The 16,501-nt window shown below is 39.3% G+C and carries 15 protein-coding genes, 1 pseudogene and 3 other annotated features (1 of these 19 running past the window's edge); of the genes and pseudogenes, 4 read left to right on the plus strand and 12 right to left on the minus strand.

What is annotated here, in order from left to right:
• Window positions 1-22: 22 nt before the first annotated feature.
• Together pheT and pheS are read right to left on the minus strand one after the other, a co-directional pair.
• Entirely contained in the window at window positions 23-2,449 is a 2,427-nt protein-coding gene (gene pheT / locus DES38_RS08060; RefSeq protein ID WP_110251603.1) for a phenylalanine--tRNA ligase subunit beta, read from the minus strand.
• A gap of 15 nt (window positions 2,450-2,464) precedes the next feature.
• The gene (gene pheS / locus DES38_RS08065) at window positions 2,465-3,499 is read right to left on the minus strand and encodes a phenylalanine--tRNA ligase subunit alpha (protein WP_110251604.1); all 1,035 of its coding nucleotides are present in this window, start codon (window positions 3,497-3,499) and stop codon (window positions 2,465-2,467) included.
• A gap of 84 nt (window positions 3,500-3,583) precedes the next feature.
• Window positions 3,584-3,833: a binding site (T-box leader), on the minus strand.
• 606 nt (window positions 3,834-4,439) lie between these two features.
• On the opposite strand from pheS, the gene DES38_RS08070 reads away from it, so the two are divergent.
• Window positions 4,440-4,772: a hypothetical protein gene (locus tag DES38_RS08070; protein ID WP_110251605.1), complete on the plus strand. Its 333-nt coding sequence runs from the start codon at window positions 4,440-4,442 to the stop codon at window positions 4,770-4,772.
• A gap of 75 nt (window positions 4,773-4,847) precedes the next feature.
• On the opposite strand, the gene DES38_RS08075 is transcribed toward DES38_RS08070, so the two are convergent.
• Entirely contained in the window at window positions 4,848-5,588 is a 741-nt protein-coding gene (locus DES38_RS08075) for a TrmH family RNA methyltransferase (protein ID WP_110251629.1), read from the minus strand.
• 174 nt (window positions 5,589-5,762) lie between these two features.
• Here DES38_RS08075 and DES38_RS12185 point away from each other — a divergent pair, with 174 nt between their 5' ends.
• The 3 genes and pseudogenes from DES38_RS12185 to DES38_RS08090 all read left to right on the plus strand — a co-directional run bounded on the left by DES38_RS12185 (window position 5,763) and on the right by DES38_RS08090 (window position 9,057).
• Window positions 5,763-6,359: a lytic transglycosylase domain-containing protein gene (locus tag DES38_RS12185; RefSeq protein WP_110251606.1), complete on the plus strand. Its 597-nt coding sequence runs from the start codon at window positions 5,763-5,765 to the stop codon at window positions 6,357-6,359.
• Between the two features lie 194 nt (window positions 6,360-6,553).
• Window positions 6,554-6,984 (plus strand): annotated as a pseudogene (locus DES38_RS12125) (zinc ribbon domain-containing protein); the annotation flags it as partial.
• Window positions 6,985-7,134: 150 nt separating this feature from the next.
• A complete protein-coding gene (locus tag DES38_RS08090; protein WP_110251630.1) occupies window positions 7,135-9,057 on the plus strand; it encodes a BCCT family transporter in 1,923 nt (640 codons plus the stop codon).
• A 115-nt stretch (window positions 9,058-9,172) separates the two neighbouring features.
• Here DES38_RS08090 and DES38_RS08095 read toward each other — a convergent pair whose 3' ends face one another.
• The 9 genes from DES38_RS08095 to thrS form a co-directional block, all read right to left on the minus strand.
• Window positions 9,173-10,249 carry a M42 family metallopeptidase gene (locus tag DES38_RS08095; RefSeq protein ID WP_110251607.1) on the minus strand — a complete coding sequence of 359 codons (1,077 nt, stop codon included), beginning with the start codon at window positions 10,247-10,249 and terminating at the stop codon, window positions 9,173-9,175.
• A 26-nt stretch (window positions 10,250-10,275) separates the two neighbouring features.
• Entirely contained in the window at window positions 10,276-10,761 is a 486-nt protein-coding gene (locus tag DES38_RS08100) for a dUTP diphosphatase (protein ID WP_110251608.1), read from the minus strand.
• 5 nt (window positions 10,762-10,766) lie between these two features.
• A complete protein-coding gene (locus tag DES38_RS08105) occupies window positions 10,767-11,336 on the minus strand; it encodes a TVP38/TMEM64 family protein (RefSeq protein ID WP_110251609.1) in 570 nt (189 codons plus the stop codon).
• Between the two features lie 48 nt (window positions 11,337-11,384).
• The gene (locus tag DES38_RS08110; RefSeq protein WP_110251610.1) at window positions 11,385-11,666 is read right to left on the minus strand and encodes a DUF1294 domain-containing protein; all 282 of its coding nucleotides are present in this window, start codon (window positions 11,664-11,666) and stop codon (window positions 11,385-11,387) included.
• Between the two features lie 88 nt (window positions 11,667-11,754).
• The gene (rplT, locus tag DES38_RS08115) at window positions 11,755-12,114 is read right to left on the minus strand and encodes a 50S ribosomal protein L20 (protein WP_110251611.1); all 360 of its coding nucleotides are present in this window, start codon (window positions 12,112-12,114) and stop codon (window positions 11,755-11,757) included.
• 45 nt (window positions 12,115-12,159) lie between these two features.
• Entirely contained in the window at window positions 12,160-12,354 is a 195-nt protein-coding gene (gene rpmI, locus DES38_RS08120; RefSeq protein WP_110251612.1) for a 50S ribosomal protein L35, read from the minus strand.
• Window positions 12,355-12,389: 35 nt separating this feature from the next.
• Complete coding sequence (gene infC, locus DES38_RS08125; RefSeq protein WP_211305845.1) at window positions 12,390-12,911, minus strand: translation initiation factor IF-3; 522 nt, start codon at window positions 12,909-12,911, stop codon at window positions 12,390-12,392.
• Window positions 12,912-13,042: 131 nt separating this feature from the next.
• Window positions 13,043-13,170: a sequence feature (ribosomal protein L20 leader region), on the minus strand.
• A 116-nt stretch (window positions 13,171-13,286) separates the two neighbouring features.
• On the minus strand, window positions 13,287-14,261 hold the full coding sequence (locus DES38_RS08130; protein WP_110251613.1) for an aldo/keto reductase family protein: 975 nt from the start codon (window positions 14,259-14,261) through the stop codon (window positions 13,287-13,289).
• 176 nt (window positions 14,262-14,437) lie between these two features.
• Window positions 14,438-16,390, minus strand: coding sequence for a threonine--tRNA ligase (gene thrS / locus DES38_RS08135; RefSeq protein ID WP_110251614.1), 1,953 nt, complete (start codon window positions 16,388-16,390; stop codon window positions 14,438-14,440).
• 77 nt (window positions 16,391-16,467) lie between these two features.
• Window positions 16,468-16,501 (minus strand) — a binding site (T-box leader); it runs 190 nt beyond the window's last position.

A 16,501-nucleotide genomic window follows, 5' to 3' on the forward strand; every position in this document is an offset into this window, starting at 1 on the left:
TTTATGTTTGATCGATGCGTTCTTATGAACGCAACAGTGCACGGTGTTTAATTTTAACTTCTTCTAACACATCTTGGTATGATGTTTCTACTTCCTCATCAGTTAAGGTCCGTTCAGGATCAAGGTATAGCAAACTAAAGGCCAATGATTTCTTCCCTGCCTCTAAATGTTCCCCTTGATATAAATCAAAGATGGTTACCGATTGTAACAAGCGACCAGCGGACGCTTCAATCGTAGCTTTAATCTCACCCGCTGCTTCAGTTTCATCAACTACTAAGGCAATGTCACGTGTAATTGTTGGGAAACGTGGAATCTTATTAAAGTTCGGTGCTTTATCGACAGCTTCAATTATTGCATCGACATTTAAATCAAAAACATAGGTTTCTTTTACGTCATAACCTTTGGCTAAGGTTGGATGTACTTGGCCAAGGAATCCTATCGTTTGATCATTCAAGCGAACGATTGCCGTCCGGCCCGGATGCATTCCTTCAAGTTCTGCGGTTTGATAACTCACTTTTAAATTCAACCGTCCAAAGAGTCCTTCCAAAATCCCCTTAACAACATAAAAGTCAACTGCTTTTTGTTCTTGTTGCCATAAATGACTTAACCACTGACCCGTTAAGGCACCCGAAACACGTAAGGTTTCATCTGGTTGCCTCGTTACAGTTTGTTCTGAAGATATAAACACTGATCCAAGTTCATAAAAAGCTAAATCTTTTTGTTTACGCGCTTGATTGTAACTAATTACGTCTAACATTTCTGGTAAGATGCTCAAGCGAAGGGTTGAGTGTTCTTCGCTCATTGGCATTTTTAATCGGATAGCTGACTGAGCAATGTCTTTTAGTTCAGGTGAAACGAGTTGTTTGGCACGTTCCTCCGTTGTTAATGAGTAGGTGATGGCTTCATTTAGTCCTGCACCTTCCATATAATGTTTAATTGCCCGTCTTAATTGTTGTGCTTCTGTTAGCTTTCCGGCATGTTGTCCACCCTCTGGTAGCGTGTAGGCTAAGTTATCATAGCCATAAATCCGTGCAACTTCTTCTAACATGTCTTCAAAGATCGTAATATCCTGACGTCGTGTCGGCACATGCACGGTAAACATATGGTCTTCTCGATCAAAGTTAAATGCTAATTTATCTAAAATTATCGCAATTTCATCATCACTAATGGTTGTTCCTAACCGATCATTGATGCGATCTGTTGTCATCACAACTTCTTTTTCGTCATAAGTTAGTGTGTCGACTTCACTAACACCTGAAAGTATTGTGGCCTCCGCATAGGTTTCAAGTAAGTGGAGCGCACGGTAAGCGGCCTTTTTCACCCGATTAGGATCGACACCTTTTTCAAAGCGTGTACTTGATTCACTGCGTAATTGATGATCTTTAACAGCTTGTCTGACGCGTTTCCCAGCAAAATAGGCGGCTTCTAGCAGAATTGTTGTTGTTTCGGCGCTTACTTCTGAATCACGCCCCCCCATAACGCCCGCAAGTGCAGTTGGAACCTTACCGTTTGTAATGACCAAGTGCTCTGTCGATAATGAACGTGTTTCATCATCTAAGGTTACAAATGTTTCTTCTTCATGTGCACGACGAATGACGACCTCATCAGACTCGAATTTTTTAAAATCAAATGCATGTAAAGGTTGACCATACTCAAGTAATACATAGTTCGTAATGTCCACCACATTATTAATAGGGCGAATACCGGCTGCTATTAGAAAATTACGCATCCATTGTGGTGACTTTTTTATCGTGACATCCTTCGCAATAAATGCCCCGTAATAAGGATTGTCTTCTTTAGCTTCAACCTTCACGGTAACGAGTTCTGAAGCTTCTATCGGTGCTGTGGTGTAGCTCTCGTCTGGTAAATGAACCGGTTCGTTTAAAATTGCACCTACTTCATAAGCGACACCAAGCATACTTAACGCATCAGAACGGTTTGGCGTTAAACCAAGTTCCAGAATTGCATCATCTAAGTTTAAATAATGACTAGCCTCTTCGCCAACTTTTACCGCTTCATCAAAAACAAAAATACCATCAGCAATATCTTTTGGCACATACTGTTCCTGAACACCTAGTTCTTGCAAAGAACAAATCATTCCGTTTGATGCTTGCCCACGTAACTTCGCTTTTTTAATTTTAAAGTTACCTGGGAGGACGGCGCCTACTTTTGCGACGATTACATGTTGACCAGCCGCAACGTTTGGTGCGCCGCACACAATTTGTAGCGTTTCTTCGCCAACATTGACTTGGCAAAGGTTTAACTTATCGGCATCCGGATGCTTTTCACACGATTCAACATAACCGATCACCACGTCTTCAAGCCCGTCGGTTACATAAGTAATACCTTCAACCTCAATACCCGTCTTAGTAATTTTATCTGCTAAAGATTCTGGCGTTTCACCGCCTAGATTCACATAATTTTTTAACCAATTTATTGATACAAGCATATTTTTCCCTCCATCTTATAGATTGTGATATTGTTTTAAGAATCGTTGATCATTCGTGTAAAAATGGCGAATATCATCGACACCATACTTTAACATAGCGATACGTTCAGGTCCCATACCAAAGGCGAAACCACTATATTCTTTCGGATCATAACCTGCCATTTCGAGAACAGACGGATGAACCATACCACCACCTAAAATCTCTATCCAACCTGTTTGCTTACATACTGAACAACCTTTCCCTTGACACACCTTACATGAAATGTCCATTTCGACTGATGGCTCCGTAAATGGAAAGAAACTTGGACGAAGACGAATTTCACGTTCTTCGCCAAAGAATTGTTTAGCAAATTGATTGAGCACGCCTTTTAAGTCACTCATCCGCACATTTTTATCGACATATAAACCTTCCACCTGAGTGAACTGATGTGAGTGCGTTGCATCATCTGTATCACGACGATAGACTTTTCCTGGACATATCATCTTGACGGACTTATTGCCTTTAAATTCATTCATTGTTCGCGCTTGTACCGGAGACGTATGGGTGCGTAACAATAACTCTTCTGTAATATAAAAGGAATCTTGCATATCCCGTGCGGGATGATCTTTCGGTAAATTAAGTGCTTCAAAGTTATAATAATCGGTTTCAACTTCAGGTCCTTCTTTTACATCAAATCCCATTCCGATAAATAAATCTTCAATTTCAGTCACGATTTCTGTCAGTAAGTGTGCACCTCCGACACTTACCGGACGGCCTGGCAACGTAACATCAATTGCCTCCGCCCGTAACTGTTCATTCAGTGCTTCTGCTTCAAACGTACTTTTCTTCAGCTCAAGCGCACGTGTAATCTCAGCTCTAACTGTATTTGCTAGTTCACCAATGACAGGACGTTCTTCTTTAGAAAGTTTCCCCATCCCCCGTAATACCTCAGTAATCGGTCCTTTTTTTCCTAGATACTCCACTCGTACAGCTTCTAAATCTTTTAAATTTTCTGCTTGATTAACTTTTTTTAACGCATCTTCTTTTAATGCTTGTAATTTTTCTTGCATCGTTGTTAACCTCCCGTAAATTTTTTGATGACCATTGACCTTTGTTTCATTATATTATTGCATAATAAAAAGCCTCTATCCCTAAAAAGGGACGAGGCTAAACAGTCGCGGTACCACCCTTGTTGACAAAGCACCCTTTGCCCACTTCATTGTTGTTAACGAACAAACATGTCCGGTTCTTTATTATTTACTACCCAACGGGTAGCAAAATCCCAAAGAACAGTTCCCGAGTGAAATTTCAGTATAAATCCAATGTGCTTTGTTTCCAGTCAAGACAAAGCATCCCTGTTTCATTGTATTGATTCAAACTTACTGGCCCGTTCATAACTTTTATAATATCTCCGTCTTATTATAGAAAAAAAACGGCGGCGTTGCAAGTTTTCTTTCAAATAAAAAATCATACCCCACTAGCAAACCACTTGTCACTTCACTTGTTCTAAGAAGTGAGAGACTACTTTCATATATCAGTTACAACCTTAAGTGGCGAGTATGCGTGACACCAAAAGGTGTCTAACGTTAAAGCATCCCAGCCTTTCATGTAAGTGCACCACCAAAAAATAGCTTCACTCCCTCAACTAAGCATGCTTTTTGTTTACTGTCCAAAAAAATTACATTCATCATTTCCATTCACGGTTTTGAATGAAGACATAACTCATCCGCTTGATCGTGTGACATTTTCTGTGTTAGCGCCCCCATGCCTTATGGGAAACCTGTGATAAGAAGATCATTCATTGCTGACTCGTAAAGTATAAACTGGAATGATTGTAAACGATGCTTTCATTTTCGCACTGACCGAAACGATAGCGCACGTCCTCGATCAATCAACCGTGCAAAATAAATACCCATTTATTCTGGAGCATTCAGATAGATTGTATGCTTCACCACTGCTTGAAAATAATAGAAAATTTCGGTATACTTCCCTCTATAAGGAGGTGTTCAGATGATCGATTTATTAACTATTCCTTTTCTTGCGCCCATAATCGTCAGTGCTGTTGTTATTGTAGGCTCTGGATTATATTACCGAAAAAAACCGAAGGTTGATAAAGGTTGGGCTTTTCCCTATTATAAACTGACATATCGAAGACGATATAAGCGCACGTTGATCGTCACTGTTCCGCTTATCGTGCTACTCAGTATCGTTATGTATTTTCTCCCCAACATTCCTGTCATATTTAAGGTTGCTCTAATTATTTTCGCCATTATTTCTACGGTAATCCAAATCATTTATAACTACCGTATGTGGCAAAAAAAAGAGGCCAACACTATCGATTAAATAATCGCGTGTCGGCCTCTTTTGCTCAGTCTTACCGCTATTGATGGTACATTCTACAGCTCAAACGAATAGAAGTTAACGACCTTGCACTTGATACATTATAATACCCGCTGCAATACCTACATTCAATGATTCCGCTTGTCCGGGTATGGTAATCTTAATTTTTTGATGCGCAGCTTTTAGCAATGAAGCAGTGACGCCTTGCCCTTCGTTTCCAACCACAACTGCCAACTTATCCTCTGTCGTTAACTGTTCAAGTGGTTTGGCATCGTTTAGTGTTGTGACCACTAACTGGATCTGTTGTTTTGAGACAAGTGTTAATAACTCGCTTTCACTCATCTTTAATACCGGCAAGTGAAAAAGTGAACCTTGAGTTGCTCGAATCACTTTATCATTAAAGACATCAACTGTACCGTCAAGACAAATAACCGCATCAAACTTGAAGGCATCCGCAGTCCGAATTAATGTACCTAAATTACCGGGATCTTGAACACGGTCCAGGACCAATAGCCGGTGATAATAACTAAGATTAGGCTCAGTGCGTTTAACGACCGCCATAACCCCTTGTGGTGACGGCGTAAGCGAGAGATGATCAAACACCTTATGACTAACAACAAGCTGTTCTAGCGCTTTAAAACTCGGGATTAACCCATAGTCTTCTCTGACAATTAACCGATCAATCTGCCAATCGCTCTTTAAAGCTTCTTCAACAAGATGTTCACCTTCTAATAAGAAGCGATTCGTCTCATCACGATATTTCTTTTTATGTAACTTAAGTATCTGTTTAACCGTTTCATTTTTAATTGATTCAATCATGCTTTTCATTCCTTTACTTCTCATTTTAAGCTAGGCGCTTTAATCTATTAAAGTCTCTCTCCATGATAGCGATTGCTTCTCAATAAATCAAGACGACAAGATGAGTTTATCTTTACTTATCTGTCAATGTCGCTTAAACTAGGATTAACTATTTTTCCAAAAAGGACGTTAGCTATGGATATTCGACTCGTGCAAGAAATGATGAAATTACAATCAATCTCTAACTTAAATAGCAGTCAACCAAACAATCAGAACAATGCATTTGAAGGTCTTTTTAATGATCTCTTAGCAAGCATGAATACGTCTACTGAAGCCCCCTCTATTCGTAAGCAACTAAATCATACCAACATACAATCGAGACAGAACGAAGTTATTTCTCCTATTGAGGCACGCATAAACCCTTCATTGGATACGATTATTAATGACGCTAGTGCGACTTATGGTGTAGATACGTCCCTAATTCGAGCAGTTATTCAAACCGAATCGAATTTTAAGGGTGATGTTGTTAGTCATGCCGGAGCTGCTGGCTACATGCAACTGATGCCTAAAACAGCAGAAGCCCTCGGTGTTACCGATCGCTTCGATGCCAAACAAAACATCATGGGTGGTACAAAATATTTGCGCGATATGTTGAAGCGCTATGATGGCAATCAAACACTTGCTTTAGCTGCCTATAACGCCGGTCCGGGTAATGTTGATAAATATGGCGGCATTCCACCATTTACTGAAACACAGAATTATGTTAAAAAAATTCAAAATATCCTTTCTTAACTAAGATAATCTTATCTTAGTTTTTTTATTGCGACAAATAAATGACTTATAAAAATGTTAGTGTAAAAGATAATTCTTTATCGATTCATAGTTATTCCTGTTCACTGATAAAATAATTAATCATTTAAATTGCTTGTCCAGATTCCATACTATACGATGTAAGCCAGTGTGTTTGCACGCCGGTAGCATTAACAGAGGTTGAGCGGCGTCTTCTATCTATCACGGTTAGACGGAACCCAAGTGGCAAATATTTTGCATCCATCCTTGTCGAAATAGACATACAGGAACTTCCTAATACCGGTTCATCTATCGGTGTCGATACGGGACTAAAAGGTTTTGCTATCCTCTTAACGGATGAGGTATTTCATAATCCTAAATGGCTTCGAGCATCAAAACAGAAACTAGCTAATGTCCGCAAACACGTGGTTGTTGTGTCTAAGCCATTTGCTTCTTCCCAGCTATGTTCATGTTGTGGCTACCAAAAAAAGCCGTTAAACAACTTCACTTACGTGAGTGGGACTGCCATTCTTGTGGTACACATCCTGACCGAGATTTTAACGCGGGACAGAATCTTAAAAATGAAACGCTAAGACTTCTAACCGTCAGGACAACGAGGATAGCCTAATCAATCATGGATTGATAGGTCTGTGTTCTTAGAATCCTCCACCTCAAACAACACGTAAGAGTGTTAAGTGGGGGTCGTTCAAGTTTTCATTGCAATAAAATACCGAATTCGCTTATAATTGGTGTGTTATAAATGAAAGGACGTGCAAAAATGAAAGCAAAAGAAAAAGATAAGAATCATTCTCCACAAAAAAAGAAAAAGCGCGAAAACAAACCGGATAAACGAACACCTGAACAAATAGAGCGCGATCGTATTTTAGAATCTGAACGCGCTTTAGCAAAAAAGTTACGTAAAGCTGAAGTTCATGCTCGAAAAGAAGCGATTAAGAATCGCGAACCATTTAAAGGCCTACAAATTAAACCGACGGTTTCATTATTTGACGAAGCTGGCAAAGAAAAAGTTGGCGAAAGAAACTGGGTGCGTTTTGGATTTGATATACATCCTCAGGTAACAATTATCTCATCTGTGATTTTACTTCTATTTATTGCCATAACATTAATATTTCCAACTGAAGCACAGAACTTATTCGATTCCACATTAGGCATTATTACGAAAAACACAGGTTGGTTTATGATTTTTTCTGCCAATGTATTTATTGTCGCAGCGGTTTATTTCGCATTTAGCCGTTATGGTTCGATACGTATTGGCGGCGAAAAAGCAAAACCTGAATTTAGCCGTTTTGCTTGGTATGCAATGCTCTTAAGTGCCGGAATGGGTATTGGGCTGTTATTCTGGTCTGTTGCCGAACCAATCTTACACTTAGGGGGACCTTCTCCTATGTTTGATTCGATTAGCCCTAACACACCGGCTGCTGCTCAAGCAGCAATGGCATCGACCTTCTTTCATTGGGGCATTCACCCTTGGTCGATTTATGCAATTGTTGGGCTTGGCTTAGCCTTCTTTAGTTATAATAAAGGACTTCCTTTAACGATTCGTTCATTATTTTATCCCTTAATCGGAAACAAAATCTATGGCTTATGGGGAAACATTATTGATGTTTTATCTGTCCTAGCTACCTTAATGGGCCTCGCGACTTCACTCGGACTTGGTGTCTCTCAAGTCAATGCGGGCTTAAACCATCTATTTGGGATAGGTATCAGCACAACCACACAAGTCATTTTAATTGCTGTCATAACTGGATTTGCAACAATCTCAGTCGTCATGGGCCTTGATGGCGGCGTTAAACGTCTAAGTGAAATTAATATGGTTCTTGCTGGTATCTTTTTAATCTTTGTTTTAATTGCTGGACCGACCGTTTATATTATGAGCGGGTTCACTCAAAATATCGGTTACTACATCGCAAATTTCATGGAAATGAGTTTATGGGCTGAAACGTTCAGAGCATCGAATTGGCAAGGCACTTGGACGGTCTTTTATTGGGCTTGGTGGATATCTTGGTCACCATTCGTTGGTATGTTTATTGCCAGAATTTCTAAAGGACGGACGGTTAAAGAATTCATTATCGGTGTCATTGTCGTGCCAACAACCATTTCATTCTTATGGATGAGCGTATTTGGCGGAACGGCATTGTTTCAACAACTAAATGGTATTAGTGATCTATCACGTGTCGTAAATATCGATGAATCTTTAGCATTATTTGCTATGGTTGATAATCTCCCCATCTCAGGCATACTATCTGTAGTAGGAATCCTTTTAGTCACGGTATTTTTTGTGACTTCTTCAGATTCGGGTTCTCTAGTCGTCGATCACTTGACATCTGGCGGAAAATTGGACTCACCCGTGCCACAACGTATCTTTTGGGCGGTGATGGAAGGGGTTGTTGCTGCAACCCTACTCATTGGTGGTGGATTAACAGCTTTACAAACGGCCTCCATCATTACTGGTTTGCCTTTTACAATTATTTTGATGACCATGATCTATTCCTTATATCTTGGCTTACGGCAAGAGTTCTTAATCGAAAGTGCTGTTAAGAGTAAACTCCAAGAAGTGACGGATGATCACATCATTTCTGAAATCATTCAAGCCCGTGTGAAAGACGACGTCTTAGTTCACGCGGTTACCGAAGTGTTAACAGATGAACAACTAAAAGAGCACCAGACAAAAGAACATTAACGCTAACTACTCATAACACTGAAGCAATGTCTTTAGGTAATAAATGCTGCTTCAACAGAATAAACGCGTCTGTGCATTAATGCATAGACGCGTTTAGCTTTATATTGTCTTACAATTAGTTAAACGTAATTTCCTTGACCGTGTCGGCATCTAACTGTTTAATCACTTCGACAATTAAACGTACTGCATGATCTAAATCATCTTGGTGTAGAATAGCAGCATGTGAGTGAATGTAACGCGTTGCGACGCCGATTGAGAGCGCTGGTACACCATTTGCTGTTAAGTGAATTGAACCACTGTCTGTTCCACCGGCTGCGATTGTGGCATATTGGAACGGAATTTCATTTTTCTCAGCAGTCGTAACGACAAAATCACGCAATTCTTTGTGACTAATCATGGACGCGTCATAAATAATTAACTGTGGACCATCACCTAATTTACTATCAGCTTCGTTTGCTGAAATCCCTGGAGTATCGCCAGCAATCCCTGTATCAACTGCAAACGAAAGGTCCGGTTTAATTAAATTAGCTGCTGTTTTCGCACCACGTAAGCCAACTTCTTCTTGTACAGTACCGACACCATAGACCACATTCGGATGCACTTCATCTTTCAATTGCTTCAATACTTCAATTGCAATGGCACAGCCCACACGGTTATCCCATGCTTTAGCAAGTAATAGTTTTTCATTTTTCATTGGTTGAAATTCAAAATAGGGCACGACTGAATCACCTGGTCTAACGCCGAAACGTTCTGCTTCTTCTTTTGAAGTCGCGCCAATATCAATAAACATGTCTTTAATATCATAAGGCTTTTTACGTGCCTCTGCTGACATAATATGCGGTGGTTTTGAACCAATGATTCCAGTTAGCTCACCCTCGCGCGTCATTACCGTCACCCGTTGTGCTAACATGACTTGGTTCCACCAGCCACCGATGGTTTGAAAATAAAGAAAACCTTTATCGTCAATTCGTGTGACCATTAAGCCAACTTCATCAAGATGACCAGCAACCATGATTTTAGGACCATCGGCTTGTCCGACTTTTTTAGCAATTAAGCTTCCAATGTTATCAGTATAGACCTCATCTGCATAGGGTTTGATATATTTTTCCATAACAGCGCGTGCTTCTTTTTCATGACCTGAAATTCCTTTTGCTTCCGTTAGTTCTTTTAACATCTGTAATTTTTCATTCATAAGATAACCTCCATGGTTTGTTTAGTTTAATAATCTTGGTCTTGACGTTTAAAATTAACATCATTTTTACTATGATAGGCTTCAACAACTTCTGCTTCCGTAAAGCCTAATTGTTCTGCCAGTTTTAAATAGAGACCGAAAACAATCATATATGTATCAAGATCCCGACGATCTTTAAAGTAATCAATCGCACGATATATTTGATTAAATAATGAAGTTGTCGTTGCCTCTTGTTCAAAAACATCAACAATATCAGGGGTTGCTTCAACAGTAATACCGAGCGAAAGTAAAAAGTGAATCCCATCAACATACTCTTCAAGAATTGTTGCTTTTGGACTGGCTTCTTTTAAACTCCAAAATTTAAAACAACGCGTTTCGTTCGCTAACTCCCCAAGTTCAACAAACAGCGCCAATACCTTTTCTTCAAATAAGTCTTTGTCTGATAATTTATGTTTCGTTTCAATATAATTATCTAATTTCCTTTGTTGTTCAAACAAGCTTGATAATTGCATCTGGCTCACTCCAATCTTAAAAATTGTTTAATACGATGAATATTTTCTTCTTTTCTCAAGAAATAGATCAGTGGAATAAGAAGAACAGTTAGCATACCGACACCCAGTGGTGATAATTCAGTAATCGTCTGTCCAATAACCGTATAAATAACAACCATCATCACTGAACTATAGAATGATTCTTCCATGTATTTCTTAAATGTTGACGTTTTCTCGTAAATGATAAACGACAACAAATGAAAATGAATAAAGGGTAACAGTCGTAAGACAGCAATTTGTTCTATGGTGACATGTCGTTCTTCACCAATCAGTTTTTTCTTCATGCGTACAAGTCGATGGGTCATTGATGGCATTAATTTTGTTAAGCCATAAAACTGAACACTAGAGAGCATAATCCCTACCAAGGATAGTACAATACCAGGTACAATGCCAAATATTAGACCTGCTGCGATAAATAAAAGAATTACCGGTATAAAAATGATAGGTCGAATAAAATGAATCAACAAATAGATGAGCGGCGCAACAAACCAACCGGATTCTCGAATTGCTTCAATTACACGTTCTAACTGATCCATTATTATCTCCCCTTTCTTCTATACATTTCAGCAGCTATTCCTGACAGATTAGATAACATTCACCACATCACGAAACACAAGATAAATCAAGCCACCCATTTCGATACCAGCGAGTAATGGCATACCAAATTTAAAGAGAACATGTTTTGTTTTATGACGATAGTGACGCATGCCAATCCAACTACCCATGGCTCCGAACGCTAAAGCTACAAGCCACAGTCTCTTTTCACTATAACGCCATTGCCTTGATTGTGCACGTTTTTTGTCTTGACGCATTTGCCAAAAGCCATAACCATTAATAATAATGACATACATGAATAAGTACTGCATGATAACATCCCACATTCCCCATAAATATTATGTAAAAATAGATAAAAGAGCTGTCTTCTTTGTGAGAAAACAACTCTTTAGCTAGCTATTATTTGTTCAATGCTGTTTTTGCTTGATCTGTTAATTGAGTAAATGCTTTCTCATCAGAAACTGCAAGTTCAGCTAACATTTTACGGTTAACTTCAATACCTGCAAGTTTAAGACCGTGCATTAGACGGCTGTATGATAAATCATTCATGCGCGCTGCAGCATTAATACGTGAAATCCATAATTTACGGAAGTCGCGTTTTTTCTGTTTACGGTCACGGTATGCATACGTACCTGATTTCCAAACTTGTTGTTTTGCTACCTTAAATAGGGTATGTTTTGAACCGTAGTACCCTTTTGCTAATTTTAATATGCGTTTACGACGCTTACGTGTAACTGTTCCACCTTTAACACGTGCCATAATAATTCCCTCCTATATATCTAACCGATATTCTCGTAATCTGTCTTATCTTGGTAACATTTGATCGATACGTCTTTGGTCCCCTGGTGATACAAGTGCGCTTTTGCGTAATTTGCGTTTTTGCTTTGTAGATTTGTTAGCAAACAAGTGACTTGTGTACGCGTGAGAGCGTTTTAACTTACCAGAACCTGTTCTTTTGAAACGTTTTTGTGTGCCTTTATGTGTTTTCATTTTTGGCATGAGTAGTTCCTCCTTAAAAGCATATAAATTAAAGCTTATTTTTCATTGACTGGTGCAAGCATTAAGAACATGCTACGCCCGTCCATTTTAGCTTTTTGCTCAACTGTTGATAAATCTTTACATTCTTCAGCCATTTGCTCAAGAACTTTCCGACCTAAATCTTTATGGGTAATGGCACGGCCACGGAATCGGATCGATACTTTTACTTTATCGCCTTTTTCCAAAAACTTACGCGCATTGCGAAGCTTCGTATTGAAATCATGCTCTTCGATACCTGGACTTAAGCGTACCTCTTTAACATTAATAACTTTTTGATTCTTACGCGCTTCTTTTTCTTTCTTTTGTTGCTCGAAACGATACTTACCGTAATCCATGATTCGGCTTACTGGCGGTTTAGCATTAGGGGCAACAAGTACTAAATCTAAATTACGATTTGCTGCGATTTCTAAAGCTTCCTGACGAGACTTAACACCAAGTTGATCTCCATTAGAATCAATAAGTCGAACTTCACGTGCCCGAATATTCTCATTGACATTCATATCTTTGCTAATAATCATCCACCTCCGAGATTTTTTAAAAGCGTCATGAATTATGACCGGTCGCCTTTAACGCAACCTGACCGTCTCCAATGGTCAATTGACAAGCTTGTTAATTTCTATAAGACATACAGATGCCTCAAGTTATTGAAGACATAAAAAAAGCGTCGGTACATAATGCACCCACACATATCCTGTCATCTTTAATCAGAATCATTTGTAACCTGGCAACTACGTACTGTGTCGAACAGGCGAGAAGCGGGTGCCTCTACTTGTCTTAAGATCATATTCAATTTCACTCATACAATCATAACACCATTACATCACCATGTCAAGTGAGTTCGATAATAACCAGGAAGAAAACCTTAAGATAAGTTTCCTTCCCAGTCTCTGACTCTATCGCATCGGATGAAAATCCCGAATCGGTAATAAGATTGTTTCAACCTCAGTTAGTATATCACTTGAGAGTTCAATGTCAACCGCTTTTATATTTTCTGTAATTTGACTTGGTCGACTTGCTCCAATAATTGCTGAAGCGACTTCTTTTTTACGTAATATCCACGCCAAAGCAAGTTGTGCAGTTGTATACCCTTCACTTTCAGCTAGTTTTTTCAAACGCTTAACAACTTTTAAGACCCGTGGATCAAAATAACTGTTCAACACAACATTCGTTTCATCATTAGCTGCTCTTGAATCTTCCGGTGGTGCAGCATCTGCTTTATACTTTCCGGTGAGCACGCCTTGAGCAAGTGGGGAGAACACAACTTGTCCAATTCCTTCTTGCCATCCTTTATCAATCACATCTTTTTCAATATAACGCTCAATCATGTTATAAATCGGTTGATTTGAGATAAGTGGATGCAAATTCAATGCCTGGTTAATTGATTGTGCTTGCGCTAATTCTTGATGCTGAAACTCACTCACACCTGTATACAATACCTTCCCTTGGGTAACAAGGTCATCCAGTGCACGCATCGTTTCTTCTAAAGGAACATTCGGATCTGGACGGTGACATTGGTATAAATCAACATAGTCCATACCTAAACGTTGTAAACTTTTATCACACTGTTCAATAATATGCTTTCGCGATAGCCCCCGTTCGTTAACACCTTCTCCCATTGGAAAGAATACCTTTGTCGCAACGACTAGCGAACTTCGATCGTACTTTTTCAATGATTTACCGAGGACACGCTCTGCTTCTCCCGCTTCATAAGCATTAGCTGTATCAAAGAAATTTATGCCATGCTCATAAGCCGTGTCAATACAAGCCTCTGCTGTTGAATCTCCCACAGACTTGCCGTATGTTAACCAACTTCCGAGCGCTAATTCACTGACTTGAAGACCACTTTTACCTAAATAACGATACTTCATCCATTACTCACTCCTTTGTATTTTAATTACACTGATACTATAGATATAATTACCCTATAATTTAACCTTCTACACACGTTATGATAAATCCTTTTGATTTTTAGCTAAACTAAAAACCAGACCCTAAGGCCTGGTTGTTAGTATTTATGCATTTCGATTCATTTACATCGATAGGTTTACGCTTTCTTTTGTGACTTTTCTTCAATCTCTTTCTTCATCAGTTCCACAAACGCAGCTTTAGACAATGTTTCAGATTTCTGCTCACCGTAACGACGAATGTTTACAGCGTCCTCTTCCATTTCTTTATCACCAACAACTAACGCAAATGGAATTTTTTCGGTTTGTGCTTCTCTAATTTTATAACCCATTTTCTCATCTCGCACATCGAGTTCTACCCGGAAGCCTTGCATCCGGAGATGATCTTCTAACTCTTTCGCATATGCTGAATGAATATCATTAGAAACTGGAATAATCCGGGCTTGTACTGGTGCTAACCACGTTGGGAAAGCCCCTTTATATTCTTCGATCAAAAAGGCGACAAAGCGTTCCATTGTTGAGACAACACCACGGTGAATCACAACAGGACGATGGTCTTTACCATCTTCACCAACGTACGTTAAGTCAAACCGTTCAGGCAAATGGAAATCAAGTTGAACAGTTGATAGGGTTTCTTCTTTACCAAGCGCTGTTTTCACTTGCACATCAAGTTTCGGACCATAAAAGGCAGCTTCACCTTCCGCTTCGACATAATCCAATTCCATTTCTTCCATTGTTTCTTTAAGTAGGAATTGTGCTTTTTCCCACATCTCGTCATTATCTACATATTTCTCTTTATTCTCTTTATCACGATAAGATAAACGGAACGAATAATCATCTAGTCCGAAGTCACGATACACATGTTGGATTAACTCAACTACACGAATAAATTCTTCTTTTAGTTGATCTGGACGGGCAAAAATATGTGCGTCATTTAAAGTCATCGCACGAACGCGTTGCAGTCCTGCCAATGCCCCAGACATTTCATGGCGGTGCATCATACCTAGTTCAGCAATACGTACAGGTAAATGACGGTAGCTATATAGTTGGTTTTTATAAACCATCATGTGGTGTGGACAGTTCATCGGACGGAGAACTAAATCTTCATTTTCCATTTCTAATGTTGGGAACATATCGTCTTTATAGTGATCCCAGTGTCCACTTGTTTTATATAGTTCCACGCTACCTAATACCGGCGTGTAGACATGGTCATAACCTAAACGTTCTTCCAAATCAACAATGTAACGTTCGACGACGCGACGAATAGTAGCACCTTTTGGTAGCCACAATGGCAAGCCTTGGCCAACTTTTTGTGAAACGGTAAATAGCTCAAGCTCTTTACCTAACTTACGATGATCACGTTCTTTACGTTCTTCTAAAATATGCAAGTATTCATCCAAGGCATCTTTTTTGAAGAATGCCGTACCATAGATACGTTGCAACATTTTATTATTGCTATCTCCACGCCAGTAAGCGCCTGAAATACTTAGTAATTTAAAGACTTTAATTTTACTTGTTTGTGGTACATGTACCCCACGACATAAATCAAAGAATTCACCTTGTTCATATATGGTCACTGTCTCGTCTTCCGGGATTGCTTCAAGTAACTCTAATTTCAAGTTATCACCAATGGCTTCAAAACGACGATAAGCTTCATCACGCGTTACTTCAACGCGTTTAATTTCAAGATTTTCATCTACAATTCGTTTCATTTCTTTTTCAATCTTCGGTAAGTCTTCAGGTGTAAGGGCGTGTTCCATATCAATATCATAATAAAAGCCCTCTTCAATGGTAGGACCTACACCCAATTTTACATTCTCACCAAACAGACGTTTAACTGCTTGTGCCATCAAGTGTGCCGTTGAGTGGCGCATGATTTCTAATCCCTCATTATCTCTTGAGGTTACAATTGCAATTGTACCACTTGCTGGGATAGGTCGACGCAAATCGATAAATTCACCATCTAGTTTGATTGCTAAGGCTTGTTTTTTGAGTCCCGGTGAAATGGATTGAGCAACGTCTTCACCTGTTGTACCTGCCGGGAAACGCTTTACGTTGCCATCTGGAAATGTTAAATTTAACTCTTCATTCATTTTTATTCACTCCTTTGTTAGTTTAAAGCACGATGATTTTAGCCAATATAAAAACGCTCATCCCTCTGCATCATCAGCAAAGGGACAAGCGTTAGCTCGTGGTTCCACCCT

Source organism: Streptohalobacillus salinus, assembly GCF_003201605.1.
GTDB lineage: Bacteria > Bacillota > Bacilli > Bacillales > Amphibacillaceae > Streptohalobacillus > Streptohalobacillus salinus.